Below are 25,893 nucleotides of genomic sequence, written 5' to 3' on the forward strand. Positions count from 1 at the left end.
TATAGCGCTTGTGTGCCTGGCCGCAGGATGCGGTCACTCGGAGCCAATGGCAGCGGGCCATTAGCCAACCAACAGATGGGAGTGCATTATGATCAGTGCCGCAGTAGATACTCAGGGAGAGCGTTTTAGTCAGCCGGCAGGAGGGCCAAAGTCTTTGGCCGACCTGCCCAACACTGTGCGGCCAGTCGTGAGTCAGAATCCGAATCGAAAGAAAGTCTTGTTTGTCACTTCCGAGTTCGCGGACCTGGTGAAAACCGGTGGCCTGGGCGACGTCTCCGCGGCCCTGCCCCGCGCCATGGCGCACCTGCATGATGTGCGGGTGCTGATTCCGGGTTACCCGCAAGTGATGGAAAGCGACAACCCGATTCATATCGTCGGTGAACTGGGTGGTCATGCCGCGTTGCCACCTTGCAAGATCGGGCGCATGGACCTCAAGGACGGCCTGGTCATCTATGTGCTGATCTGCCCCGAACTGTATGAGCGCGAAGGCACGCCGTACGGCGCCAACAACGGTCGCGACTGGCCGGACAACCATATCCGCTTCGCCCGCCTGGGCTTGGCCGCCGCGGACATTGCCGCCAACCTTGCCCAAATCCACTGGTGCCCAGACCTGGTGCACGCCCACGACTGGCCTGCGGGCCTGGCCCCCGCATATATGCACTGGCGTGGGTCACGTACGCCGACGCTGTTCACCATTCATAACCTGGCCTACCAAGGCGTGGTCAGCCTGGCCTCTACGCCCGAGCTGGGCATTCCGCCCCACGCCCTGCAACAGGAAGGCATGGAGTTCTACGGCAAGATGTCGTTTCTCAAGGCGGGCATGGCTTATTCCAGCCATATCACCACCGTGAGCGCCACCTACGCCCAGGAGATCACCACCCCGGAATTCGGTTGTGGCCTGGATGGCTTCCTCGCCAGCAAGACCCAGCAAGGCCTGCTCAGCGGCATTCCCAACGGCATCGACGAAAGCTGGGAAACCTCCACCGACACGCACCTGACCCACAACTTCAATATCGGCGATTGGGAAGGCAAGGCCATCAACGCCGCCCATGTGCGCGAGCTGTTTGAGCTGCAGCCATCCAGTGGCCCGCTGTTCGCCGTGGTCTCGCGCCTGGTCTACCAGAAAGGCCTGGACCTCACCGAAGCCGTCGCCGGTTTCATCGTCGAGAACGGCGGCCAGATTGCGATCATCGGCCGTGGCGAGCCTGAAGAAGAACAGGCCATGCGTGAATTGGCGCTGCGCTTCCCGGGCCAGGTGGGGGTACGCATCGGCTTCAACGAGACCGATGCGCGCCGCATGTTCGCCGGCAGCGATTTCCTGCTGATGCCGTCGCGCTATGAGCCCTGCGGCCTGAGCCAGATGTATGCGCAACGCTTCGGCTCGTTGCCGGTGGCGCGTAACACCGGCGGGCTGGCGGACACCATTGAGGATGGCGTCACCGGGTTCCTGTTCAATGAATCCACCGTGCAAAGTTATGAAGAGGCACTGCGCCGCGCCTTCAAGGTGTTCGCCTTCCCCGGTCTGCTCAATGCCATGCGCAGCCGTGCCATGACCCAGCCGTTCAACTGGTGCCAGGCGGTGGAGCCCTACGCCGAACTCTACGAGCAACTGGTGGCCAAGGCCCTGGGGAAATCGAACAAGTAGCGATTGGAACAACTTAGGGAGGTCTTCATAGATGCCGTTACGGACTCTGGAAACCTGGCCCCACGGCGCAGTCTTGCTGGACGCGAACCGCACGCGCTTTGCGTTATGGGCGCCAGACGCGTTTTATGTCAGCGTTGAATTGGAACAGGGTAAAACCATCGTCATGCTGCCCCAGGCCGGTGGTTGGTTCGAAGTCGAAGTTGCGTGCCCTGCCGGCACGCTTTACCGCTTTAACATCGATGGTGAAAACACGGTGCCCGACCCCGCCTCCAGGGCCCAGGCGCTGGATGTGCATGGGTGGAGCCGAGTAGTCGACCCCCTCGCCTATGAATGGCGCCACAGCCAGTGGCAGGGGCGCCCATGGCACACGGCGGTGATCTACGAGCTCCACGTCGGCGCCATGGGCGGCTACGCTGCCGTTGAGAAACACCTGCCTCGCCTGGCCGAGCTGGGCGTCACCGCAATTGAATTGATGCCTTTGGCGCAATTTCCCGGCGAACGCAATTGGGGCTATGACGGCGTGCTGCCGTATGCGCCCCACGCCACCTACGGCACTCCCGAGCAACTCAAGCAGCTGATCGACAGTGCCCACGGTCACGGTTTGGCCGTGATCCTCGATGTGGTCTACAACCACTTCGGCCCCGACGGCAATTACCTGGGCCAGTACGCCCAGGGTTTCTTCCAGGAGGACGTGCACACACCCTGGGGCGCCGGCATTGATTTCGAGCGCCGTGAAGTGCGGGATTTCTTCCTTGATAACGCCTTGATGTGGCTGCTCGAATACCGCTTCGACGGCCTGCGCCTGGATGCCGTGCACGCTATCGACAACCCTGGGTTTCTGCAGGAACTGGCACAACGGGTACGCCAGCAGGTGGACGGCGGGCGCCACGTGTGGCTGATGCTGGAAAACGAACTGAACCAGGCCAGCCTGTTGCAGCACGATTTCGACGCCCAATGGAATGACGACTTTCATAATGTGCTACACGTGCTGCTCACCGGTGAAACCGACGCCTACTACAGCGACTTTGCCGAGCAGCCCACCGCCAAGCTGGCGCGCTGCCTGGCCGAGGGGTTTATCTACCAGGGCGAAACCACACGCCATGGTCATGCCCGCGGTGAACCCAGCGCGGGTCTGCCCACCAGCGCCTTTGTCGCGTTCCTGCAGAACCACGACCAGGTCGGCAACCGCGCCCTGGGCGAACGCCTGCACCAGCTGTGTTCGCCCCAGGCACTGAGCGCCGCGACCGCCCTGCTGTTGCTATGCCCCATGATCCCGATGCTGTTCATGGGCGACGAGGTAAATGCCGCCGAGCCGTTCCTGTTTTTCACCGACCATCATGGCGAACTGGCCGAGGCGGTGCGTGAGGGACGGCGCAATGAATTTGCCGACTTCTCGGCGTTTCACGACCCCGAGCAACGCAAGCGCATCCCCGACCCCAACGCGCTGCAAACCTTCTTGCAGTCGATGCCATCCTTCGTGGAAAACGACCACACCCAGCTCTACCGAGACCTGCTGAGCCTGCGTCACACGCACCTAGTGCCGCACTTGCCCGGCACTGTGGCGCTTGGCGTGCAAGTGCTGGGCGACCGCGCCGTCAGCGCGCGCTGGCGCCTGGGCAACGGCCGTGTGCTGCAGATCGACCTGAACCTGAGTGAACAGCCCCTGGATCATCCGGCATCCCACCCGATTATTTTCCAAACGCCTGGCCAGCAAGGCGCGCACTTACCGCCCTTCAGCGCACGCGTTTGCTTATCCCCTGTTGGAGAAACTCTTTGAGCGAAGCGAACCTGGAAACTCTCGCCAACCGCGCGGGCCTGGCCGTCGATTGGATCGATGCCAATGGTCGCCCGCAGCATGTGCAGCCTGACGCCCTGCGCGCAGTCCTCAAAGGGCTGGGCCACCCGGCCGATAGCGATGCCGAGATCGACGCCAGCCTGCAGCAACTGGAGCAGGCACAGCACGACACACACCTGCCGCCCTTGCTGACCACCGACAGCGGTGCGGGCCTGGACCTGGCGCGCTATTTCGCCCCGGATACCCCATGTCGCGTCAGCCTGGAAGGCGGCGAAACCCTGGAGCTGCGCCTGGACGGCGAGGCCGTATTGCCCGGCGTGGTTGCCCTGGGCTACCACCAGGTGCATATCGACGGGCAAACCTTCACCCTGGCCGTCGCGCCCAGCCACTGCTACAGCGTGGCCGACGCGGTCGACAGCCAACCCGCTCGCGCCTGGGGCCTGAGCGCCCAACTCTATGCTTTGCGCCGCCTCGGCGATGGCGGTTTTGGCGACACCCTGGCCCTGGAGCACCTGGTGCGCTCAGCCGCCGAGCGCGGCGTCGACGCCGTGGCAATCAGCCCGATGCACGCGATGTTCAGCGCCGACACTGAGCGCTTCAGCCCTTATTCACCCTCCAGCCGCCTGTTTCTCAACAGCTTGTATGCTTCGCCGGCATGCATCCTCGGTGAACGTGAGGTGCGCAACGCTATCGAAGCTGCTGGGTTGGCTGACGAGTTGCATGCCCTGGAACAGCTCACGCTGATCGACTGGCCGGCCGCCGCCAAGGCCAAGCAACGCCTGCTGCGTATGCTGTACGAAGACTTTCGCCACGGCGCACATCCCCAACATGCCGACTTCCAAAGCTTCCGCCAGGCCGGCGGCGAAGCCCTGGAAAACCACTGCCGCTTCGAAGCCGTGCAGGCCCAACGCGCTGCCGCCGGCGAAGACCTCGACTGGCGCCACTGGCCCGAAGCCTGGCGCACGCCACAGAGCCTGGCCCTGGCACAGTTCGCCGAGGACAACCGCGACGAAATCGGTTATTTCGCCTTCACCCAATGGCTGATCGCCCGCAGCCTTGAGCGCGCCCAACAGGCCGCCCGTGGCAGCGGCATGGGCATCGGCCTGATCGCCGACCTGGCAGTGGGTGCCGACGGTGGCGGCAGCCAGGCCTGGAGTCGCCAGGATGAACTGCTGGCCGACCTCACCGTCGGCGCGCCACCGGACATTCTCAACCGCGCAGGCCAAGGCTGGGGCATCTCTGCCTTTTCCCCGGAAGGCCTCAAGCGCAATGGCTTTCGCGCCTTCATCGAAATGCTGCGGGCCAACTTCGCCCATGCCGGCGGCTTGCGCATCGACCATGTGATGGGCCTGCAACGCCTGTGGGTGATCCCTCTGGGCGCGTCCCCCCGCGAAGGTGCCTACTTGTATTACCCGGTGGACGACCTGCTGCGTTTGCTCGCCCTGGAATCCCACCGCCACCAGGCCATCGTCCTCGGTGAAGACCTGGGCACCGTGCCCGACGGCCTGCGCGAAAAGCTCAGCGCGCGTTCGATCCTGGGCATGCGTGTGCTGCTGTTCGAACAGAACCATGACGGCCAGTTCAAGCCCATCCTCGATTGGCCCGACAACGCCTTGGCCACCACCAGTACTCACGACTTGCCCACCCTCAATGGCTGGTGGCACAGCCGCGATATCGAATGGAATATCCAGCTCGGCCTGATCGACGCACCCACCGTGGACCAATGGAGCGAACACCGCCTGCGCGAGCGCCAGGCACTGCGCCAAGCCTTGAGCCAAGACCCGCAGAACTTCATCGATGAGATCCGCAACGACACCGACCATATGATCGACGCCAGCGTGCGCTACCTGGGCCATACCCGCGCGCCACTGGTGTTGTTGCCCTTGGAGGATGCATTGGGCATCGAGGAGCAAGCCAACCTGCCGGGCACCCTCGATACCCACCCCAATTGGCGCCGACGCTTGCCCGGCGAAGCCGCCAGCCTGCTCGACAATGACAGCGCCGCGCGTCGCCTCGAGCTGCTGGCCGTGGCGCGCAACCAAGCCTATGAGCGTGACCGATGAACGCACTGCCCCTGCGCGCCACCCAGCGCCTGCAATTTCATAAAGGCTTTACCCTCGATGACGCGGTGCCGCTGGTGCCGTACTTCGCCCAACTGGGCATCAGCCACCTGTATGCCTCACCGCTGCTGAGCGCCCGCGCCGGCTCCATGCACGGCTACGATGTGGTCGACCCGACCCGCGTCAACCCGGAGCTGGGGGGCGAAGCGGCGTTGCGGCGCCTGGTCGCCGCGCTGCGTGAGCACGACATGGGCTTGATCCTCGATATCGTCTCCAACCATATGGCCGTGGGCGGGTCGGATAACCCTTGGTGGCTGGACCTGCTGGAATGGGGCCGCCTGAGTCCCTATAGCGAGTTCTTCGATATCCAGTGGCACTCCCCCGACCCGCTGCTCAAAGGCCAGTTGCTGATGCCATTCCTGGGCAGCGATTACGGCCAAGCCTTGCAGAACGGCACGCTGGCGCTCAAGTTCGATGCCGCCCAGGGGAGTTTCTACGTCGAGCATTACGAACACCGTTTTCCGATATGCCCAAGGGACTACGGCTTGATTCTGGGCAGCGACGAGTTACTCAAACCGCTGGCCGAACGTTTCGCCGCCCTCGCCTATCATCACGACGCCTACGCCGAAGCCACCGAGCTCAAACAAGCCCTGGCCGAACGCTCCAGCGAACTGCTATCCGCTATTGAACAACGCCTGGCCGCATTCGACAGTCGCCAGCCCGAGGGCTTCGAGCGCCTGCATCACCTGCTCGAACAACAGACCTATCGCCTGGCCAGCTGGCGCACAGCCGCAGACGACATCAACTGGCGGCGTTTCTTCGACGTCAATGAGCTGGGCGGCCTGCGGGTCGAACGCGCGGCGGTGTTCGAAGCCACCCATGGCAAGATTTTCGAGCTGATCAGCGCGGGGCTGATCGACGGGCTGCGCATCGACCATATCGATGGCCTGGCCGACCCACGTGGCTATTGCCGCAAATTGCGCCGCCGCGTAGACGCACTGTCACCCCGGCGCCACTTGCCCATCTTTGTCGAAAAAATCCTGGGCGAAGGCGAAACCTTGCGTGAGGACTGGCAGGTGGATGGCACCACCGGCTACGAGTTCATGAACCAGTTGTCATTGCTGCAACACCAGCCCGAGGGTTTTGCACCGCTGGCCGAGATGTGGACGCGTCACAGCGAGCGGCCCTCAGCGTTCAGCGAAGAAGCGCGGCTGGCGCGCCAGCAGGTCCTCAATGGTTCGTTGGGCGGTGACTTCGAAAGCGTGGCCCAGGCGCTGCTGCAAGTGGCCCGCGATGACGTGATGACCCGCGATCTGACCCTGGGCGCCATCCGCCGGGCCTTGCAGGAACTGATCGTGCATTTCCCGGTGTACCGCACCTATATCAGCGCCAAGGGCCGCAGTGCGGCCGACGACAAGGTGTTCCAGCACGCCATGGAGGGTGCGCGCAGCACCCTCAACGAAGGCGACTGGCCGGTGCTCGACCACCTGGAACAATGGTTGGGTGGCCAGCCCTGGCGCAATCGCCCGGTGGGCCGCGCGCGCAAGATGCTCAAGCATGCCTGCGTGCGCTTCCAGCAACTGACCTCGCCCGCCGCCGCCAAAGCCGTGGAAGACACCGCGTTCTACCGTTCGGCGGTGCTGTTGTCGCGCAACGATGTGGGCTTCAGTACCGAGCAATTCAGTGCGCCATTGGCAGACTTCCATGCAGCCAATCAACAGCGCCTGAAGAGCTTTCCCGGCAACCTGCTGGCCACCGCTACCCACGACCACAAACGCGGCGAAGACACCCGTGCGCGCCTGGCGGTGCTCAGTGAGTGCGCCCCCTGGTATGCCGAACAGGTCGAGCACTGGCGCCGCCTGGCCGAGCCCCTGCGCGAGAGCGCCGACAGCCCCTCGGCGGGTGATGAGTTGATTCTCTATCAGGTGCTGCTGGGCAGTTGGCCGCTGGAGCCCAACCCCGATCTGGCGGCGTACCAGCAACGCCTTTGGCAGTGGCAGCAAAAAGCCCTGCGCGAAGCCAAGTTGCAGAGCAGTTGGAGCGCGCCCAACGAGGTTTACGAACAGGCGGTGGACGCGTTCCTCAAGCGCCTGCTACTCAGTGAGGCCGGTGCGCCGCTGCGCAGTGCGTTGGACAGCGCTGCGCAGGCCATCGCCCCCGCCGGCGCCCTGAATGGGCTGGCGCAAACCTTGCTTCATCTGACCGTGCCGGGTGTGCCGGATATTTACCAGGGCAATGAGTTCTGGGACTTCAGCCTGGTCGACCCGGACAACCGGCGCCCGGTGGATTTCGCTGCGCGGCACCGTGCATTGCAGGCACAACCGGACATCGGCGAACTGTTGTTCAACTGGCGCGACGGGCGTATCAAACAGGCAGTGATCGCCCAGGTACTGGGCCTGCGTAAAGCCTGCCCCGAGCTGCTGCACCATGGCAGCTATACACCGTTGGAAGTGGTGGGCCAGCACGCCGAGCGCGTGGTTGCGTTCTACCGTGAACATCAAGGCAAGCAGTTGCTGGTGGTGGTGCCGCGCTGGTCTTATCCGTTGCTTGAAAACGGGATGTTTCCCCAGATCAATGCGCAGGTTTGGGGCGATACGCGGGTGAAATTACCGTTCGCCGCCCCTGCACAACACTGGAAGGGACTTTTTCAAACGGGCGTAGTCACACCCAACAAGGAGCTGTTGATCAGCGCTGCCCTGGGGGATCTCCCGGTCAATGTCTTTATCAATCCTGATAATCAAGAAAGCTGAAAATTTTCTGTGAGGAGTTTGTGATGAGTAAAGAAGACAAACGCATTCGCGAACTGGCGCATCAGATCTGGGAGTCTGAAGGCAAGCCCGATGGCGCCCATGATCGCCACTGGGAGATGGCGCGCAAGCTGGCGGAATCCGAGGCGCTGACGCCGAGCAAGCCTAAACCGGCCGCCAAGCCGAAAACCGCGCCCAAGGCTGCGGCCAAGCCCAAACCTGCTGCGCCTGCCGCCGCCAAACCTGCGGCGAAGAAACCCGCCGCCCCGAAGAAGCCCAAACCGCCCGCCCCATGATTTCTCGGGCCTGCAGCACGCATTGCGCGCTGCAGGCCCTTTTCCGTTCACGCCATGCGCTGAAGCACCGTCAGTACGGCCGCATTCGGCCCGAAAAAAGACCTTTTGCAGGAGCAACTCGATGAGCAAACCAGACAACACCACAGCGACGCCGGTTCATGAGCCGTCGCGGATCCGTGAAGGTTTGCCCTTCCCCCTCGGCGCCACCTGGGATGGCCTGGGTGTGAACTTTGCGCTGTTTTCCGCCAACGCCACCAAGGTGGAGCTGTGCCTGTTTGACGATACCGGCGAGGTCGAGCTGGAACGCATCGAACTGCCCGAATACACCGATGAGATCTTTCACGGCTACCTGCCCGATGCTCACCCTGGGCTGATTTACGGTTACCGCGTATACGGTGCCTATGACCCGGCCAATGGTCATCGCTTCAACCACAACAAGCTGCTGATCGACCCCTACGCCAAGCAACTGGTGGGCGAACTCAAATGGTCCGAAGCGTTGTTTGGCTACACCATCGGCCACCCGGACGACGACCTCAGTTTCGATGAACGCGACAGTGCGCCCTTCGTGCCCAAGTGCAAGGTCATCGACCCGGCGCACACCTGGGGCAACGACCAACCGGTACGGGTGCCGTGGGACCGCACGATCATCTACGAAACCCACCTGCGTGGCATCAGCATGCGTCATCCTTCGGTCGGCGAGTCAGTGAGGGGTACCTGCGCAGGCTTGATGGAAGATGACGTGCTCAAGCATATCCGTCAGCTGGGCATTTCCTCGGTCGAGTTGCTGCCCGTGCACGCCTTCGTCAACGACCAGCATCTGCTGGAAAAAGGCATGACCAACTACTGGGGCTACAACAGCATCGCGTTCTTCGCCCCCGACCCGCGCTACCTGGCCAGCGGCAAGATCGCCGAATTCAAGGAGATGGTCGCGCACCTGCATGAGCAGAAGCTGGAAGTGATTCTGGACGTGGTCTACAACCACACCGCCGAAGGCAACGAGCGCGGCCCGACCCTGTCGATGCGCGGCATCGACAACGCCTCCTACTACCGGCTGATGCCCGACGACAAGCGTTTCTACATCAACGATTCCGGCACCGGCAATACCCTGGATCTGAGCCACCCGTGCGTGCTGCAAATGGTCACCGACTCCCTGCGCTACTGGGCCACCGAGATGCACGTGGACGGCTTCCGCTTCGACCTGGCGACCATCCTCGGGCGCTACCGCGACGGGTTCGATGAGCGCCACAGTTTCCTCGTGGCTTGCCGCCAGGACCCGGTGCTGAGCCAGTTGAAACTCATCGCCGAGCCCTGGGACTGCGGCCCCGGTGGCTACCAGGTGGGCAACTTCCCGCCAGGCTGGGCGGAATGGAACGATCGCTTTCGCGATACCGTGCGTGCGTTCTGGAAAGGCGACGACGGCCAACTCGCCGATTTCGCCGGGCGCATGACCGCTTCGGGCGAGATGTTCAATCACCGTGGGCGCAGGCCGTATAGCTCGGTGAACTTCATCACCGCCCACGACGGTTTTACCCTGCACGACCTGGTGTCGTACAACGACAAACACAACGAGGCCAACGACGAAAACAACCAGGACGGCAGCAATAACAACCTGTCCTGGAACCACGGTGTCGAAGGCCCTACCGACGACCCGGAGATCAACGCGCTGCGCCTGCGCCAGATGCGCAACTTCTTCGCCACTTTGCTGCTGGCCCAAGGCACGCCAATGATCGTCGCCGGGGACGAGTTCGCTCGCACTCAGCACGGCAACAACAACGCCTATTGCCAGGACAGCGAAATCGGCTGGGTCAACTGGGACCTGGACGATGACGGCAAGGCCCTGCTCAAGTTCGTCAAGCGCCTGATCAAGCTGCGCCTGGCGTACCCGATCCTGCGGCGTGGGCGCTTCCTGGTGGGCGACTACAACGAAGACATCGGCGTTAAGGACGTCACTTGGCTGGCGCCGGATGGCAACGAGATGACCACCGAGCAATGGGAAGACAGCCAGGGCCGCTGCCTGGGCATGTTGATGGATGGCCGCGCCCAGGAAACCGGGATTCGCCGTGCCGGTGCGGACGCTACCTTGCTGCTGGTGGTCAATGCTCATCACGACATGGTCAATTTCCGCCTGCCACCGGTGCCGGAGGGCGAGTTCTGGACCTGCATGCTCGACACCAACGACCCGGTGGTGCGCGGCCAGGAACGTTTTGATTTCGAGCACGAGTATGCGGTCACCGGCCGCTCGCTGCTGCTGTTTGAACTGCAGCACGAAGGCGAGGCGTGAGATGGCGTTGCGGGTTGGCGTTCTTCAGGGCTACCGCCTGGGTGATGCGCTGAAGGACGTTCAACCGCCGTTGCCGGTTAGCGGCGAGACCCTGGCCCGCCTGCCTGAATAACGGATATGTACTCGGCCTGACATCCCGGTCGGCTGTCAGGCCACCTTCGCGAGCAAGCCCGCTCCCACAGTTGGATCGTGGGGCATCAGGTACTTAGGCGTCGGCTGTCAGGCAGCCATCGCATCAACATTGTGCAGATACCCATGCCTGTCTATGCTCCTAACGCCTCGCACAGCATTCCACTCACTCACCCCAGCGGAGCCTGCGGTGAAAACAAGAGCGTCGTCCCGTCAACGGAGCACGACCCGGTATCAACCGACAAGGATGTGACACCCCATGAAACCTGCCTCCTTAAGCGAAGGCCGTCGCGGCCCCGTGCAAATCTGGAACAGTGCGCCGCAGTTGGCGCAAACCCCCATCATTTCCCTGAACACCCTGGTACCGCCCGGCGCTCGCGTCGTAGTAATCGCCCCTCACCCGGGCGATGAAGTGCTGGCGTGCGGCGGTTTGCTGCAACTGCTCAGCACCCGCGAGCATCCACTGCAATTGATCTCTATCACCGATGGCAGCGCCAGCCATCCAGGCTCTCAAGTATGGCCGGCCAGCCGCTTGAGCGTGGTGCGCCCCCAGGAAAGTGCCGAGGCCCTGCGCCGATTGGGCATGCCCTTGCACAGCCTGAAATGGATTCGTGGCGGGTTTTGTGATGACGCCCTGGCCGCCCGTGAACAGCCCATGAGCCAATTCATCGCGCGCTACCTGCAACCCGGCGACGTGGTGTTTACCACCTGGCGTAACGACGGCAATGACGACCACGACGCCGTCGGTCGCGCGAGTGCCAAGGCGTGCAGCCTGGTAGGTGCGCAACTGTATGAACTGCCGATCTGGGCCTGGCATTGGCCGGCCCGGGAAAGCGCGGTAATGCCCTGGCAACGTGCACGCAAGGTTCGCCTGGACACCTGGACCGTCGCGCGCAAGCTGCACGCCGCCCATGCCTACGCCAGCCAGTTGGTGGGCGACCCGCAAATAGGCTTACCGCCGATGCTCGCGCAGATATTGCTGGAGCGCATGCGCGAGCCCTACGAAATCCTGTTCACCTGAACACCACCCTACCCGCCCTGTAGGAGCGAGCTTGCTCGCGAAAACCTCAAGAACACCGCGCTGAACCAGACAGCCCGCTTTAACTTGACGTTTTTCGCGAGCAAGCTCGCTCCTACAGAGTTCAGGCTTTTCCCTACAGACTCAATCTGCCAAACTGATGCGAATAATTATCAACAGATTTATTATTCGCCACGGACGGCACTTGGGGAGCCCTACTTTCATGTCTGTGCAACAACGCGGCGGCAACGTTTTTACACCCAGCCTGATGGCAATCACTATCACTTTAGCAACCTCCAATGCGGCCATTGCCGCCGACGCACCAGCCACCATCGAGCTGGGCGCTACCCAGGTCTCGGGCCAACAGCTTGGCGCAACCACCGAAGGCAGCGAGTCGTACACCACCGGTTCGATGAAGACCGCGACCAAATTGCCGCTGACCCTGCGCGAAACCCCGCAGGCCGTCACCGTGATCACGCGCCAGCGCATGGATGACCAGGCCATGACCAGCATCAACGACGTGGTCAACGCCACGCCGGGGCTGTTCCTCAATTACTCCAACGGCCCTGGTCGACAAGCCTTCACCGCACGCGGTTTCGATATCGACAACCTCATGTATGACGGTATCCCCAGCGGCTACAACGGTGCGACAGTAGGCGCCCAGCCGAACCTGGCGATGTTCGACCGCGTCGAAGTGGTGCGCGGCGCTACCGGCCTGGTGACCGGCGCGGGCAACCCTTCGGCCGCCATCAACCTGATCCGCAAGCGGCCACTGGATGAGCAGAAAGTCACGCTCACTGGCGCCGTTGGCAGCTGGGACGACTACCGTGGCGAGCTCGACGCCTCCAGCCCACTCAATGACAGCGGCACCTGGCGCGGCCGCGTCGTCACCTCTTACCGCGATGCCAACAGTTTTATCGACAAGGCCGAGCAGGACCATGGCCTGTTCTACGCCGTCACCGAAGCCGACCTGGGCGAAGACACAACCCTGACCCTCGGTTACTCGAACCAGAAGGACAAGACCAACTACTTCTGGGGCGCTTCGATGGTCGGCCTGGATGGCCGCCACCTGGACCTGTCGCGTTCCTATAACCCAGGCACCGACTGGGAAAACAAGGACCAGGAAATCAACACCGTGTTCGCCGAGCTGCGCCAGCACCTGGCCAACGACTGGAGCTTGCAGGTCAACGCCAACTATGCCGAACAGAACGCCTTGTTCTCCGGTTCCTACCAATCGCGCTGGACCAACGACACCCTGGCCCGCACGGTGTACCAGGCCAGCTACGATGAAAACCAGGCCGGGCTCGACGCCTTTGCCAGTGGCCCCTTCGAAGCGTTCGGTCGTACCCATGAACTGGTGGTGGGCGCCAGCAAGCGCATCTACGACATGACCACCCACAACTACAGCCCGTACGACCTCAACTGGCCGATCAATGCCGGCAAACCGAACTTCACCCGCACCAACAACGTTCGCGAAGTCACCACCCAGGACGGTTTCTACCTGACCAGCCGCCTGAGCCTGGCCGATCCGCTGAAGCTGATCCTCGGTGCTCGCCTGGACTGGTATGACTACGACAACCGTGATGCCGCCGGCGACTACAAGGTCACCCGCAACCTCACCCGCTACGCCGGCCTGATCTACGACCTGGACGACCAGCATTCGGTTTACGTGAGCTACAGCGACATCTTTACGCCGCAAAAAGAAAAGAGCACAGCCGGCACCCCACTCAAGCCCATCGTCGGCAAAAATTATGAGGTTGGCATCAAAGGCGAATATTTTGGTGGCGCGCTGAATGCCAGCGTGGCGCTGTTCCGCGTCGACCAGGAAAACCGCGCCGTGGCCGTGGTGGTGCCCAACTGCCCGCAGGCGTCCTGCTCTGTGGCCTCGGGCGAAATCCGCAGCCAGGGTATCGACTTCGAGTTGCAAGGCGCCTTGACCGAAAACTGGCAGGTCGGCGGCGGCTATACCTATGCGCGCACCCACACCATCAAGGACGACGCCAACCCGCAGAAGGTCAACAAGCAATTCGATACCGACATCCCGGAACATCTGTTCAAAGTGACCACACGCTACAACTTCCAGGGCCCACTGGAAAAACTCCGGGTCGGCGGCAATATCTCCTGGCAGAGCCGCATGTACAACGACATCACGTTGGCCGATGGCAGCAACTACCGGCTCAAGCAAGGCGGCTACGCCGTCACCGACTTGATGGCGGGCTACCGGGTCAATCAGCACCTGGACTTGCAGCTCAATGCCAACAACATTTTCGATCGCCACTACTACCAGTCCATCTCCAACGATGTGGACTATGGTGGCGACTCCTATGGCAGCCCCCGCAATATGATGCTGACCGCCAAGTACAGTTTCTGAGCCCCATCGCAACCTCGGCTGCCCGCTCGGGCAGCCGTTCTTAAAGTCCCGCGCCCGCATGCCGATAACACGTGGGTAACCGGCAACAGTCCTGAACATCTGCTTCACTCCACAGCGATGCGCCTGTGTGGCACACCGCATGCTTGCTTGACCTCGACGCCCCCCTCTCATGGAGTAAGAGTGAATGCCCGTCCGTTTTCTAGAGCACTATCGCAAGGCCGACCGCATCATGCTGGCATTGATCTGGTTGATGTTCCTGTTTTCCCTCGGCCTGGCGTTCTGGCACGACACCCTCATGCAGGCGGTGATCGTCGGTGGGGGCACCGGCGTGGTGCTCACTGCGCTGTACCGCGTCATCGGCGGCACCCGCGTGATGCGCTGTGCACTGGGCGCCGGCTTGATGGTGATGGCGGCGTTGCACATCAACCAGGCGCACGGGGTGATCGAATCCCACTTCGGCATTTTCGCGCTGTTGGCGGTGCTGACCTTCTACCGTGACTGGCTGCCGATCCTGGTGGCGGCACTGACCATCGCGGTGCATCACGTGGTGTTCCATGCCTTGCAACATCAGGGTTTCCCTGTGTTTGTGATGGAGCATCACGGCGGCTGGACGATGGTCTTCGTCCACGCCTTCTATGTGGTGATGGAGACCGTCGCCCTGCTCTACCTGGCCGTCCATAGCCAGGCCGAAGCGGTGGAGAGCCAGGAAATGCTTGAGAAGATGCTCGCCGTTACCTCGCAGTTCACCGTGGAAACCGCCCAAGGTGAAGGCAAGGCCCACGTGTCCCTCGCCAAGCGGTTCGACCACTTCCTGCAGCAACTCACCCACCTGATCGACGGCGTCGCCCGCGACTCCCATGGCTTGGGCCAACTCGGTCAGGAACTGGCCAGCGCCAGCGGCACCCTGGAAAAAGGCGCACGGCATCAACTGGCGCAGATCGGCGAAATGACCGGTTCGATGCAGCGCATGGAAGACGCCATGGGCCACATTACGGTGCAGGTCGAACAGGCAGTGGAACATGCGGGCCAGGCCAGCCAGCAGATTGTGCGCGGCCAGGAAAGCGTCGGCCGCGCCCAGCATGAAATCAGCCAACTGGCTATGCGCATCAACGGCACTGAGTCGACCGTAGAATCCCTGGCGGTACAGGCTGAGCAAATCGGCTCGGTGCTGGAAGTGATCAGCAGCATCGCCAACCAGACCAACCTGCTGGCCCTCAACGCTGCCATCGAAGCCGCCCGCGCCGGCGAGCAGGGCCGTGGTTTCGCCGTGGTTGCCGATGAAGTACGCAGCCTGGCTCAGCGTACCGCGCTGTCCACCCAGGAAATCAAGGGCATCATCGAGGGCCTGCAACACGGCAGCCGCCAAGCCGTCGAAGCCATGCACGCCAGCCGCGAAGGCGTAGAGCGCTGCGTGGCAGACAGCCAAGTGGCCGTGGACATGCTACGGGCGGTGGGCGAGGACATCGCGCACATCGATCAACTCAACGGCCACATCGTCACCACCACCCGCGAGCAGACCTCGGCCAATCTGGAAATTGTCGAGCGCTTGCAGTCAGTGCAGAGCATCGCCCAGAACACCGCCGACGACGTCGAGACACTCGCCCGCAGCAGCGAACGCCTGCCACCGATCGCGGTGCGGCTGGATGCGTTGGGGCGCAGGTTTCATCCTTGAGCCCGACCCGAAACGCGGCGAGTCAGAGAGAATAGGTGGGCATACCGCCGCAGTGCATCAAGGTTCCAGATGCGGAGCCATCAAGGCGGCAAACCAATCGATGAACGCGCCAAGGCGACGAGAACGTTGGCGGCGAGTCGGGTACAGGGCTGAAACGCACATGGGGGCCGGCCGATAGGCGGTCATCACCTCCACCAATTCGCCGTTGTCCAATAAATGCTGAACATCGAACAACGGCACCTGAATCAAGCCAAGCCCTGCACAGCATCCTGCGATATAGCTTTCGGCATTGTTGACCACCACGCGGCTCGGCAGCATGACAGCCAGCGCGGTGCCATCGACGCAATATTCCCAGGCCGTTTCCTGGCCGCCTGCGCTCGTGCTGTAGCCGATACAGACGTGCCGGTGTTGCAAATCGCAAGGCTGTGTGGGCACCCCGAATTCCGTCAAGTAGGCGGGGCTCGCGCAATTGACCAGCAACACCTTGCCCAACGGTTTCACCACCAGGCTGCTGTTCTGCGGGGTGCCAAATCGAATCACACAGTCAACGCCTTCCTGTACCAAATCAATGGCGCGATCGGTGGAGCCCAGGCCGAGTTGGAGCCCAGGGTAGCGGTGGAGAAACTCAGCCAGCGCAGGCATCACCAGGCGCCGCGCTATGCGGCTGGGCACGTCCACTTCCAGACGGCCCATGACCTGTTCCTGGTGGCGGTTAAACAGTTGGTCGATATCATCGATGTCCAGCAAGACCTGGCGCGCCTTCAGCAGTAACTGGGTGCCATCGGCGGTCAGGGAGACCTTGCGGGTTGTCCGGTGCAGCAGTCGAGTGCCGGCATTGGCCTCCAGCTGTTGAATGGCGGCCGACACGCTCGCGCGTGGCAGCCTCATCAGCCGTGCCGCTTGTATGAAACTGCCGAGCTCTGCGACCTGAACGAAGACGCGGTACTGTTCGATTCTATCCATGGGCTCTCAATGCTCGGGGGGGCACGGATTGATCGGCGCTCACCACGTCTGCGCCTGCGCGTTGACCGTTTACTTGGTGGTGTAGCCGCCATTGATCAAAATTGTCTGGCCAGTCACCCACCACCCGTCACTCACCAGGTTACGGATGAACGGCACCACATCCTCGATATCTGTCAGGCCCGTGCGCGAGAACGGCGACAGCGCGGCAGCCGTCTTGTGGTAACTGACCGCATCCTCACCTTCGGCCGGGTAGAAGAACGGCGTATCCATCGGCCCCGGCCCTACTGCCGTGACCGAAATACCCCGAACGCCCAGCTCCTTCGCCGCCGCCCGCGTGAATTGCTCTACCGGCGCCTTGCTGCCGGCATACGCGGCGTAGAAGGGCGTGAAAGCGCCCAGCAGTGAAGTGACGATAGTGCAGATCTTGCCATTGTCATTGAGGTGCTTGCCGGCTTCCTTGATAAAAAAGAACGCGGTCTTGGAATTGACGGCCATCATCTCGTCGTACTCCGCCTCCGTGATTTCAGCCATTGGCTTTTTCAGCACCTTGCCCACGGTATTGATCGCGATGTCCGGCCTGCCGACTGCCGCGACGGCATCATTGAAGAGTTTTTCCATCGCCCCCGCCGTGGTCAAGTCCGCTTGCAAGGCGACAGCCTTCGCGCCTAGCGCCTCGATTGCGGCGACGGTTGCGTTCGCATCAGCCTGGCTGGAAGCGCTGTTGTAGTGCACGACCACAGCCTTGGCGCCATGCTTGGCCAGATCGCGGGCGATCAACCCGCCGAGGTTCTTCGCACCACCCGCGATCAGTGCAACCTTGCCATTGATTGAATGATTAGGCATGACAACATTCCTTTAATTGGGAGAAGTACCCCGCCATTCTAGAGTGACCTTCGACAAAGATAAGCACATCCTGGCTGGATGCACTGTTCAGAGATCCTGCCTAATTATTAAGGCCCTATTCGATGAATGAGTAAGCTGTCAGGTACGCTACACTGCGGCCTTGCACACCGGCCAAGGAAGCCCCCCATGAGCACTCGCGGTAAAGACAGACAGATCGACAATATCGAATTCAACGTAAGCGACATCGCCCGCAGTAAAGCCTTCTACGGCGCCGCATTCGGCTGGGCTTTCGTCGACTACGGCCCCACCTACAGCGAATTCAGCGATGGTCGGCTCACGGGCGGGTTTACCACCGGTGAGCCTGTGCGACCGGGCGGCCCCTTGGTTATCGTGTACGCAGATGACCTAGACAGTGTGCAGCAGCGGCTTCAAAAGCTGGGTGCGGTGATAACCCGCCAGACGTTTTCGTTTCCCGGTGGTAGCCGGTTCCACTTCACCGATCCGGATGGGTATGAGTTAGCGGTGTGGAGTGCTGTGTGATATTGAGTTTAAACTCAACAGGGTCTGTGTCACTCAGCGGAGTACCCATTATGGAATACGACGAAAAACTGATTGAGGAAGCCGTACTTGCCCTGCTGACCACCTTCAGCTTTGATAACGGCAACTCATGGAAAGGTTACGACTTCCAGATAACGAACCGACTCCATGAGCAAGGTTTTATCAGAGATCCGGTGAACAAAAGCAAATCCATTTGGCTGACGCCGGAAGGCTTGGAACGGGGCCGGCAAATCGCCGATCGATTATTTGGCGCAGCACCTGAAGCGCTCGCGGGGCCCTAAGACCAGCCACGGATTGTTAACCCATTAATGCGTTACGACCTGCCAACCCGGAGCCGCCATGGACCTCGCCACCCTCGCCCTCTTCCTCCCCGCCTGCTTCGCCCTGAACATGGCCCCCGGCCCTAATAACCTGCTGTCGGTGAGCAACGCCACCCGCTACGGTTACCGCACCTCCTGCCTCGCCGGTCTCGGCCGCCTGCTGGCCTTCGCCGGCATGATCGCCCTCGCTTCTGCCGGGTTGGCGGTGGTGCTGCAAACCTCGGAGTTGTTGTTCTACGGGATCAAGTTCCTCGGCGCGGCGTATCTGTTTTACCTGGCGTATCAACTATGGCGTGCAGACCCGCAGCAGCAGGTGGAAATCGCGACGAGCAAGGTGGGCCTATGGGCCTTGGCGCGCCAGGAGTTTCTGGTGGCGGCGGGCAACCCCAAAGCGATCTTGATCTTCACCGCCTTCCTCCCGCAATTCGTGGTGCCCGGCCAGCCCATCACCGCGCAATTCGCCCTGCTGGGTGCAATGTTCCTGGCCCTGGAATGGGTCGCCATCAGCGCCTACGCCTATATGGGCCTGCATATGCGCCGCTGGTTTGCCGAGCCAAGGGGCAAGCGCCTGTTCAATCGGTGCTGCGCGGGGTTGTTGTCAGCGGCGGCGGCGGTGTTGTTGACGGCGCGCAGGGCATGAGTGAGGCACGAATGCTCCTGTGGCGAGGGAGCTTGCTCCCGTGACGACCTGGCAGCCGACGCTGACATAACTGACGCCCCCGCTATCCAAATGTGGGAGCTGGCTTGTCGGATCGCCGCATCGCTGCGATAGCGGCCTGGCAGCCGACAACGATCCAACTGATGCCCAAGTTGCGTAGATACCGATGCTATCTCAACGGCAAACCATACCTCACCTCCACCAGCGCAACACCGCCCCTCTCAAGATCGCGCTCAGTCCCGGTCTCCTCGACACACCCCGCCCGGCGATAAAATCCAATAGCCCTTTCATTACCGGTCAAGACCCACAGCGTTAAACGCTCATAACCTTGCGCCATCAGATCCTGCAGGCCGGCATTCCACAAGGCCAGCCCGATGCCGGTGTGCCAATGCCCGGCGAGCACGTAGATGGCCATGACCTCACCTGCATTTACCTGCGCGGCGTCTGCATCACGGCTGGCGCCGACGGATATCCAGCCAACCACCTGCTGGCCCTCCTCGGCAACCCATACGGTTGATTCACCTGAGGCAATCGAGCGAACCCAATAGGCTTCGCGCCTAGCCAGCGTTGCTTGCAATCCGCTCAAGAACTGGGCAGGCATCAGGTCACGGTAGGCGTCTTGCCAACTACTGATATGTACCTGGGCAATGGCTTTTGCGTCGGCGGATACTGCCCTGCGAATCATGGAGATGCTCCTGAAATACGGTTATTCCAGTATGCATGCCCGTCGATGACAGAAAGCCCTGCTGTAGGAGCGAGCTTGCTCGCGAAAAACGTCAACGATAACGCAGGGTTTCCTGAATAAATGCGGCGTCTGTGCGTTTTTCGCGAGCAAGCTCGCTCCTACAGTTGCAGGGCGCGGGTTGCGGCGTCGATGAAGTACGCCGGGCCCCGCGTGAAGGCTCCAGCCAATGTCACTCCTTGGTCAGATCCACCAAAGGCGTCTGCCGCACCTCAGTCTCCCGCCCACCCTGAATTTCGCTGACCTGCTTCAAAGCCTTATCAACAGAGGCCCTATCCGCCAACAAGCTGTAGCTGATACGGAACTGCTTATGTTCCTTCGCCCCGATTGTAGGTACCAGGTTCAGTGGCCGCTGATAACGACGGTTGTACGAAAAACTTGTCCCCGGCTCCAACCCCGTGACATAGCCATGCCCTTGGGTATCAGTGTTCTTCCACAGGGAAAACACGGGCAGTGTCTGCGTATTGAACCCAACCGAAACCCCCAGGCTACCTGCCTTGTTATGCAGCACGGTCAAGGTATCGCCCTTGGCATCGGCATACGGCACCACGTTGTAAACCGTTTCGTCATAGTCCTTGGTCGGTGCGCGGTAGGTTTGCCAGTCGGCCAGTTCGCCCTTGGCCTTGTCGTTGAAGGGCGACACCTGCTTCACCGGCGCAACGAAACGCGCGCCCTGCTCCAGGAACGGGGTGCTGAAGTTACTGTGATACAGCGCCTGGTATTCCTTCGGATAATCGCCATTGTTGGTCAGCGTGTCGTTGAGGGCGAACACCACACTGCCAGGCTCGGTGACCAGTTCGGTCGCAACAGAGAAATCGACCTTCTTGAACGCCTGCTCTTTCAACTCGCCGCGCAGGGTGATGGCGTACGGCGGTTTTTCATCGATATGCAGGGTGACTTTATTCGCAGGAATATTCGCGGCCCGCCCGTGCAGGGTCAGCAGTTCGCCGTTGTCGATGCCAGGGTGCCCGACCCATTCGTAGCCGCAGCGGGTGACCAGCTCGTTGAAACCTTCCAGCCAACCCAGACCACCGCGGCCATTGAGCTCGATGAAGGACGGATTGACCACCTCCTTGACCGGCGAATCCCAACCCATGCGCACATTGCCAACCGACGCCTGCAACACGTTCATTCCACGGGTCGGTACTACCGAGAGTTTCATCGTGCCGTTGTCGATATCCACGATGCTCACACCCTCCTGCCGACCACCGTGCAGGGTGCGCAAGGTAACGCTGAAGGGCTTGTCGGTTTGGATGCCGAGCTGCTGGCTGGTGACCTGCCAGTTCTGGGCGGCTTTGTCCGTGTCGAGCAACACGTAATCCCAGGCCAGGGCGTGGGATGCGGCAGAGAGTGCGCTGAGGGCAACGAGGAGTTTTAGCGGGGTCATGGCGGTCGCCTTTATTGGAGTTGTTTGCGCTTTATAAACTCGATGAAACGTTTCAGCAAGCTTAAAAGACGCGACAGTGTGGGGAAAGGCCATGAAGAAGGTGGAACAGATAAGGAGGTCAAGGCGATGCGCTTGCGGGCATGCTGGAGGGACAACGCGAGTGGGCGGTGTATGAGCTTTGGTCCATCCGTGCCGGTTACAACCTTGCGTTGACTCATTGGCTGCAAACGGCCAAAAGCGGTCAATCACCCGATGAAGCTTGCCGTGCCCCCCCTTCAATGTTGTATGTAATCCCACGCACATTCAGTGCATAAAATGGTTCGCAGGAATGGACACCAGTTCCCTCACATTTCAACAGTTGTTTCGTCCGGGAAGCTCCTCAAATGGCTGCACCGTGGCCGAACGATTCTCCATCGATTTTCTGATTAACGGACGTTCGTTGCTCAATGCTCTCGTCTTAGCTGATGGTGGTCATTCAGATTTCATGGGCTGTTTCGTCAAGGGCTTCCCGGAGCCAAACAGCCTATCTAACTCTCGCCTACTTTTACGCGAACACGCTGAAACAGAAAGTGGTCGCATCCTCCTTTACATCTGCCCCGAGTGCGGCGACATAGTGTGTGGCGCCTACTCAGTATATGTTCGCCAAAACGATGACTGTTTCACGTGGGATTCCTTTGCTTACGAGAACGGCTATGACGAGCCTCAAATCATAGACAGTGTTGGCCCCTTCACATTTGAGAAGCATGCATATGAGGCAGCTATCAACGATGCGGCGGCTTTCTAAAAGGTAATTCAACAGCCCCATTGAAGACATTCGCAACGGGTACAATCGGCCAGAAGCGATCATTCATTCTTGAACACCAAAAAATCGATAGGACTGAATATGAGCGAACTCCCCAGGGCCGGCGCGGGCCATGATGATGCAACACGAAATAAAATCAATGCTGCCGTGGCTGCGAGAAACTTGGCAAGCGCATCGAACAATACCAAGTGGGATGAGCTGATCAATCATTTCCGCGAACTTCAGGGGTGGCGTCCGTCCTACCGATCCAAGTGCGTCACAGGATATGTCTCGGAGTGGGATGTCGAGTGGTTTTACCATTTACCGTTTCCATTTGCGTCCGTCGAATGGTTCGACATTGGCTTGTCGGAAGCAGTCCCCTCAAAAGGACGGCTGCTTGCACGTACAACCATTGACCATACAGACGAAATATCGAAGGTGGTTGCACAAATTGGATTCGAGTTTGACGTGCGCGCCGACGTTCTGAGAGTTTGGGGATACTTCCCAAAATCGTATGAAGACTTTCCGCCTGTATGACAGTCTGAGATCTGCTGTCTCCCCAGTAATTACAATATCTGACCTGGATGCTAGAAGGCAGCTTTGGGTCGAAATCAGCCTACTGACACAAACAGGCCTCGCAACGTTTCCCTATTCCTCTTATCCTGTCTCGGACTCGTATTACCGCGGCTGCTGACCCCGGTACCCACGAGGAAACCATCATGGAAAGAACCAGAGCCTGGAGACGCCAGCAAGTCCGTAAACGCGGCAAGAACCAGGCAGCACAACCACTTGTGTTCAAGCCAGAAAAAAACTGGAAGCTGCCGTACAGGCGCGCCAAAAAGTTGAAGGGGGCACGCCAGCTCGGCATATGCTATCCCGTTCGCACCACCCGCCAGTTACTGGACCAATAATGACCAACCTTCTGTTCATTTGCAGCCGTAATCAATGGCGCAGTCCTACTGCGGAAATTCTGTGGCGCCGCCGATCGGGCTTCGAAGCCCGCTCGGCAGGCACCAGCTCAAATGCACGCAGGCCGGTCGGCCCGGCGGATATACGCTGGGCTGATGTCATATTCGTCATGGAGCGTAAGCACCAGCAGCGGCTCCAGGCGGAGTATTCACGTCTGCTTGAACACAAGCGACTGCACGTCCTGGATATTCCCGACGACTACCGCTACATGGACTCTGAACTGATCTCCATCCTGGAAGACACCGTGACGCCCTACCTCAAGGGCTAGCCTTAACGCCCATGGAATTCCACCCTGAGCATTGCTATAGGCATACTTGCGTGGCGGCGCAGCCGACGACAATGTCACGCAGCTGCTCACTAAAAACAGCCAGGGCGAGGGCGCCGATGATCAAAGCAATCCAGCACACTGAAGTCGAGGCCCTGTTGAGCATCGCACAAGAGGCCGGCTGGAACTAACCGGCTTATCGGTTTACTGCCGGGATCTAGGGCTGCGCCCGGCCGAACTTCTGAATGCCCTCTCGATCGAAGTTGCCCGACGATTTGTTCTGAGTGAAATGCCGTATGAGGTTGGCGATGACATAATGAACGGTCTGTTCACTGCCATTTTCGATGTAGGTATGGAGGAGGCGATGCCGCAGCCAGCATTCAACATCTATCTGGCTTTTGATGAGGGAGAGTATCAGCACTTGGGGGACTCGGAACACATAGCCCCATCTGAACGATACACACGACCGTATCTGGTGGAGATACTGCGACGGTTGGTCGACACCGCATGACCGCTTGGGTGGAAAACGGCCAGTGTCCAACGACAGCCGTCGGCCAAAAGCAGCCGATCGGCGTACTGTATGGGTGCGGAAAATTTCTTTGAGGGAAAACCCTCATTGCTGGGCCTGCGTCACGCTATTAGCATTGATTTCAACAATCGGCCCATTCGTAGGAGAAAACCATGACTACCTTGCAGAGTGACGACAAGCGCCCCACTCCGGATCAGGCAGAGGACAATGCCTTTTTCCCCTCTCCATACTCGCTAAGCCAATTTACCTCGCCAAAATCTGATTTGAGTGACGCGGATTACCCTAATCCTTACCAAGGTGGCCGCTGGAAGATATTGCTGATCGGCGCCGACGAGCGCTATTTACTGACCGACAACGGCACCATGTTTTCCACCGGTAATCACCCGGTCGAGACGTTGCTACCCATGTACCACCTCGACAAAGCCGGTTTCGCGTTCGACGTTGCGACCCTGTCAGGCAATCCGGTGAAGTTTGAGTTCTGGGCCATGCCTTCCGAAGATACCGAGGTAAAGAATTTCTACGCCAAATACCGCGAACAGTTCAAAAAACCCTTGAAGCTTTCCGATGTGGTCGAAAAGGCACTGGGCGAGGATTCGGATTACATCGGGGTTTTCATACCCGGCGGACACGGCGCGCTGATTGGATTGCCGGAGAGTGCCGACGTGAAAGCGGCTTTGCATTGGGCAATCACCAACGACAAATTTGTGATTTCCCTATGTCACGGCCCGGCAGCAATGCTCGCGGCGGGTATTGGAGAGTCGAGGGATTCCTACATTTTCAACGGCTACAAGATTTGCGCATTTCCAGACAGTCTCGACGCAAAAACGCCCGACATCGGTTATATGCCTGGGCATTTGACCTGGAAATTTGGTGAGCAATTGAAAGCCATGGGAGTTGAGATCGTCAACCAGGATATTTCAGGTGCAACGCTCCAAGACCGCAAGTTGCTGACCGGCGACAGCCCACTGGCAGGCAATAATCTGGGCAAGTTGGCAGTTGAAGCATTGTTGAAAGAGGTCGCCTCATAGTGAGCGACGGGGCGGCAGAAACAGCGATGCGAGCTGCTCTGGAGATAGAGACGGCGCGCACACTTGAATCAATCAAGAAAGCCGTCAGGGGTTTTGCCACGCCCTACGGCTATGATCGATTCGTGTTGTTTTCTGCATCGCCGGCAAGTGAAGAAGTGGTTGAGCATATCTACTGGGTCGAAGGCGATTGGTTCGATAACGGTCGATCGGTGGATGCCGAGACTTATGTTCGACATTGTCCGGTGACTCGCCACCTTCTGAATGCTCGGCAATCCTTCTTCTGGCAGAAAGAACAGGTCAAGGGAGAAGACCGCTACCGGGTGATTCGTTCTCCAGGTGACCCAGGGATTCAGGGGTTGCAGGTACCAGTTTTCGGCCCGCAGGGGCTTGAGGGCGCGATGAGCTTGGGGGGTGAGCCGGTGGATGGAAGCGCGCGGGTTCGCTTGGGACTAAGCTTGGTTGCGACGGCCGCTTTTTTCGCAGCTAGGCGGTTGCTTGAGGCTCCACTGGACGAAGCGTTACAAAGCCTTTCCCCGCGAGAGCGTGAAGTCATGGAATGGACGGCTGCCGGAAGACGGCAAGCGGATATTGCAGCAACTCTCGGTTTGTCGGAGCGTACGGTTGAAAATCACCTGCGCTCAGCGCGCCGACGTCTGGGCGTGACAACGACAGCACAAGCCATCAGGATGGCCATCCGTAACGGCGATATCGATGGTTAAGGACGCGGCGAGATCGAGTGGTGGAACGTTTGGACCTCCGAGTAATTTCTTCAATGGGCTGATCTGAATGTCGGCTATTGGCCGAAATCCGCCGGTCAGCCCCCTCCTCCCCAAAAG

General features: G+C 60.3%; 21 protein-coding genes. 17 read left to right on the plus strand and 4 right to left on the minus strand.

Annotated features, from left to right (window positions below):
* The first annotated feature begins 88 nt into the window (after positions 1–88).
* The 9 genes from glgA (at position 89) to BUE92_RS29170 (ending at position 16,014) form a co-directional block, all read left to right on the plus strand.
* Positions 89–1,645 carry a glycogen synthase GlgA gene (gene glgA, locus BUE92_RS00640; RefSeq protein ID WP_073521523.1) on the plus strand — a complete coding sequence of 519 codons (1,557 nt, stop codon included), beginning with the start codon at positions 89–91 and terminating at the stop codon, positions 1,643–1,645.
* Between the two features lie 31 nt (positions 1,646–1,676).
* Complete coding sequence (gene treZ / locus BUE92_RS00645) at positions 1,677–3,422, plus strand: malto-oligosyltrehalose trehalohydrolase (protein WP_073521524.1); 1,746 nt, start codon at positions 1,677–1,679, stop codon at positions 3,420–3,422.
* Positions 3,419–5,503, plus strand: coding sequence for a 4-alpha-glucanotransferase (gene malQ / locus BUE92_RS00650; RefSeq protein ID WP_073521525.1), 2,085 nt, complete (start codon positions 3,419–3,421; stop codon positions 5,501–5,503). Before treZ ends, malQ begins: the two co-directional genes overlap by 4 nt.
* Positions 5,500–8,250 carry a malto-oligosyltrehalose synthase gene (locus BUE92_RS00655; RefSeq protein ID WP_073521526.1) on the plus strand — a complete coding sequence of 917 codons (2,751 nt, stop codon included), beginning with the start codon at positions 5,500–5,502 and terminating at the stop codon, positions 8,248–8,250. The genes malQ and BUE92_RS00655 overlap by 4 nt, the downstream gene beginning before the upstream one ends.
* Before the next feature lie 23 nt (positions 8,251–8,273).
* A complete protein-coding gene (locus BUE92_RS00660; RefSeq protein ID WP_073521527.1) occupies positions 8,274–8,543 on the plus strand; it encodes a DUF2934 domain-containing protein in 270 nt (89 codons plus the stop codon).
* Between the two features lie 121 nt (positions 8,544–8,664).
* Positions 8,665–10,824 (plus strand): glycogen debranching protein GlgX, encoded by a 2,160-nt coding sequence (glgX, locus tag BUE92_RS00665; protein WP_073521528.1) that lies wholly within the window; start codon positions 8,665–8,667, stop codon positions 10,822–10,824.
* A gap of 388 nt (positions 10,825–11,212) precedes the next feature.
* Positions 11,213–11,974 carry a PIG-L deacetylase family protein gene (locus BUE92_RS00670; RefSeq protein WP_057975790.1) on the plus strand — a complete coding sequence of 254 codons (762 nt, stop codon included), beginning with the start codon at positions 11,213–11,215 and terminating at the stop codon, positions 11,972–11,974.
* A 220-nt stretch (positions 11,975–12,194) separates the two neighbouring features.
* Entirely contained in the window at positions 12,195–14,342 is a 2,148-nt protein-coding gene (locus tag BUE92_RS00675) for a TonB-dependent siderophore receptor (RefSeq protein WP_073521529.1), read from the plus strand.
* A 184-nt stretch (positions 14,343–14,526) separates the two neighbouring features.
* Positions 14,527–16,014 (plus strand): methyl-accepting chemotaxis protein, encoded by a 1,488-nt coding sequence (locus tag BUE92_RS29170; protein ID WP_073521530.1) that lies wholly within the window; start codon positions 14,527–14,529, stop codon positions 16,012–16,014.
* A gap of 57 nt (positions 16,015–16,071) precedes the next feature.
* On the opposite strand, the gene BUE92_RS00685 is transcribed toward BUE92_RS29170, so the two are convergent.
* On the minus strand, positions 16,072–16,977 hold the full coding sequence (locus BUE92_RS00685) for a LysR family transcriptional regulator (RefSeq protein WP_073521531.1): 906 nt from the start codon (positions 16,975–16,977) through the stop codon (positions 16,072–16,074).
* A 69-nt stretch (positions 16,978–17,046) separates the two neighbouring features.
* Positions 17,047–17,820 carry an SDR family oxidoreductase gene (locus tag BUE92_RS00690; protein WP_032902433.1) on the minus strand — a complete coding sequence of 258 codons (774 nt, stop codon included), beginning with the start codon at positions 17,818–17,820 and terminating at the stop codon, positions 17,047–17,049.
* Positions 17,821–18,006: 186 nt separating this feature from the next.
* Between BUE92_RS00690 and BUE92_RS00695 the strand changes: the two genes are divergently transcribed.
* From BUE92_RS00695 to BUE92_RS00705, 3 genes are read left to right on the plus strand one after another with little or no spacing between them, the layout of a single operon-like run.
* The gene (locus BUE92_RS00695) at positions 18,007–18,360 is read left to right on the plus strand and encodes a VOC family protein (protein ID WP_073521532.1); all 354 of its coding nucleotides are present in this window, start codon (positions 18,007–18,009) and stop codon (positions 18,358–18,360) included.
* 50 nt (positions 18,361–18,410) lie between these two features.
* Positions 18,411–18,659, plus strand: coding sequence for a DUF6429 family protein (locus BUE92_RS00700; RefSeq protein WP_073521533.1), 249 nt, complete (start codon positions 18,411–18,413; stop codon positions 18,657–18,659).
* 58 nt (positions 18,660–18,717) lie between these two features.
* Positions 18,718–19,338 carry a LysE family translocator gene (locus BUE92_RS00705; RefSeq protein ID WP_073521534.1) on the plus strand — a complete coding sequence of 207 codons (621 nt, stop codon included), beginning with the start codon at positions 18,718–18,720 and terminating at the stop codon, positions 19,336–19,338.
* Positions 19,339–19,525: 187 nt separating this feature from the next.
* Here BUE92_RS00705 and BUE92_RS00710 read toward each other — a convergent pair whose 3' ends face one another.
* Positions 19,526–20,041 carry a GNAT family N-acetyltransferase gene (locus tag BUE92_RS00710; protein WP_073521535.1) on the minus strand — a complete coding sequence of 172 codons (516 nt, stop codon included), beginning with the start codon at positions 20,039–20,041 and terminating at the stop codon, positions 19,526–19,528.
* 229 nt (positions 20,042–20,270) lie between these two features.
* Positions 20,271–21,485, minus strand: a complete 1,215-nt coding sequence (locus tag BUE92_RS00715) for an aldose 1-epimerase family protein (RefSeq protein ID WP_073521536.1) — start codon at positions 21,483–21,485, stop codon at positions 20,271–20,273.
* Between the two features lie 328 nt (positions 21,486–21,813).
* Here BUE92_RS00715 and BUE92_RS00720 point away from each other — a divergent pair, with 328 nt between their 5' ends.
* The 5 genes from BUE92_RS00720 (at position 21,814) to BUE92_RS00750 (ending at position 25,776) form a co-directional block, all read left to right on the plus strand.
* Positions 21,814–22,269 (plus strand): hypothetical protein, encoded by a 456-nt coding sequence (locus BUE92_RS00720; RefSeq protein WP_073521537.1) that lies wholly within the window; start codon positions 21,814–21,816, stop codon positions 22,267–22,269.
* Positions 22,270–22,368: 99 nt separating this feature from the next.
* Complete coding sequence (locus BUE92_RS00725; RefSeq protein WP_073521538.1) at positions 22,369–22,803, plus strand: DUF6678 family protein; 435 nt, start codon at positions 22,369–22,371, stop codon at positions 22,801–22,803.
* Positions 22,804–23,176: 373 nt separating this feature from the next.
* On the plus strand, positions 23,177–23,503 hold the full coding sequence (locus BUE92_RS00735; RefSeq protein WP_073521540.1) for a low molecular weight protein tyrosine phosphatase family protein: 327 nt from the start codon (positions 23,177–23,179) through the stop codon (positions 23,501–23,503).
* Between the two features lie 678 nt (positions 23,504–24,181).
* Positions 24,182–25,057: a glyoxalase III HchA gene (gene hchA / locus BUE92_RS00745; RefSeq protein WP_073521542.1), complete on the plus strand. Its 876-nt coding sequence runs from the start codon at positions 24,182–24,184 to the stop codon at positions 25,055–25,057.
* Positions 25,057–25,776 (plus strand): PA1136 family autoinducer-binding transcriptional regulator, encoded by a 720-nt coding sequence (locus BUE92_RS00750; protein ID WP_073521543.1) that lies wholly within the window; start codon positions 25,057–25,059, stop codon positions 25,774–25,776. The genes hchA and BUE92_RS00750 overlap by 1 nt, the downstream gene beginning before the upstream one ends.
* The last annotated feature ends 117 nt before the right edge of the window (positions 25,777–25,893 follow it).

Origin of the sequence: Pseudomonas fluorescens (assembly GCF_001902145.1) — a bacterium.
Taxonomy (GTDB): domain Bacteria; phylum Pseudomonadota; class Gammaproteobacteria; order Pseudomonadales; family Pseudomonadaceae; genus Aquipseudomonas; species Aquipseudomonas fluorescens_BV.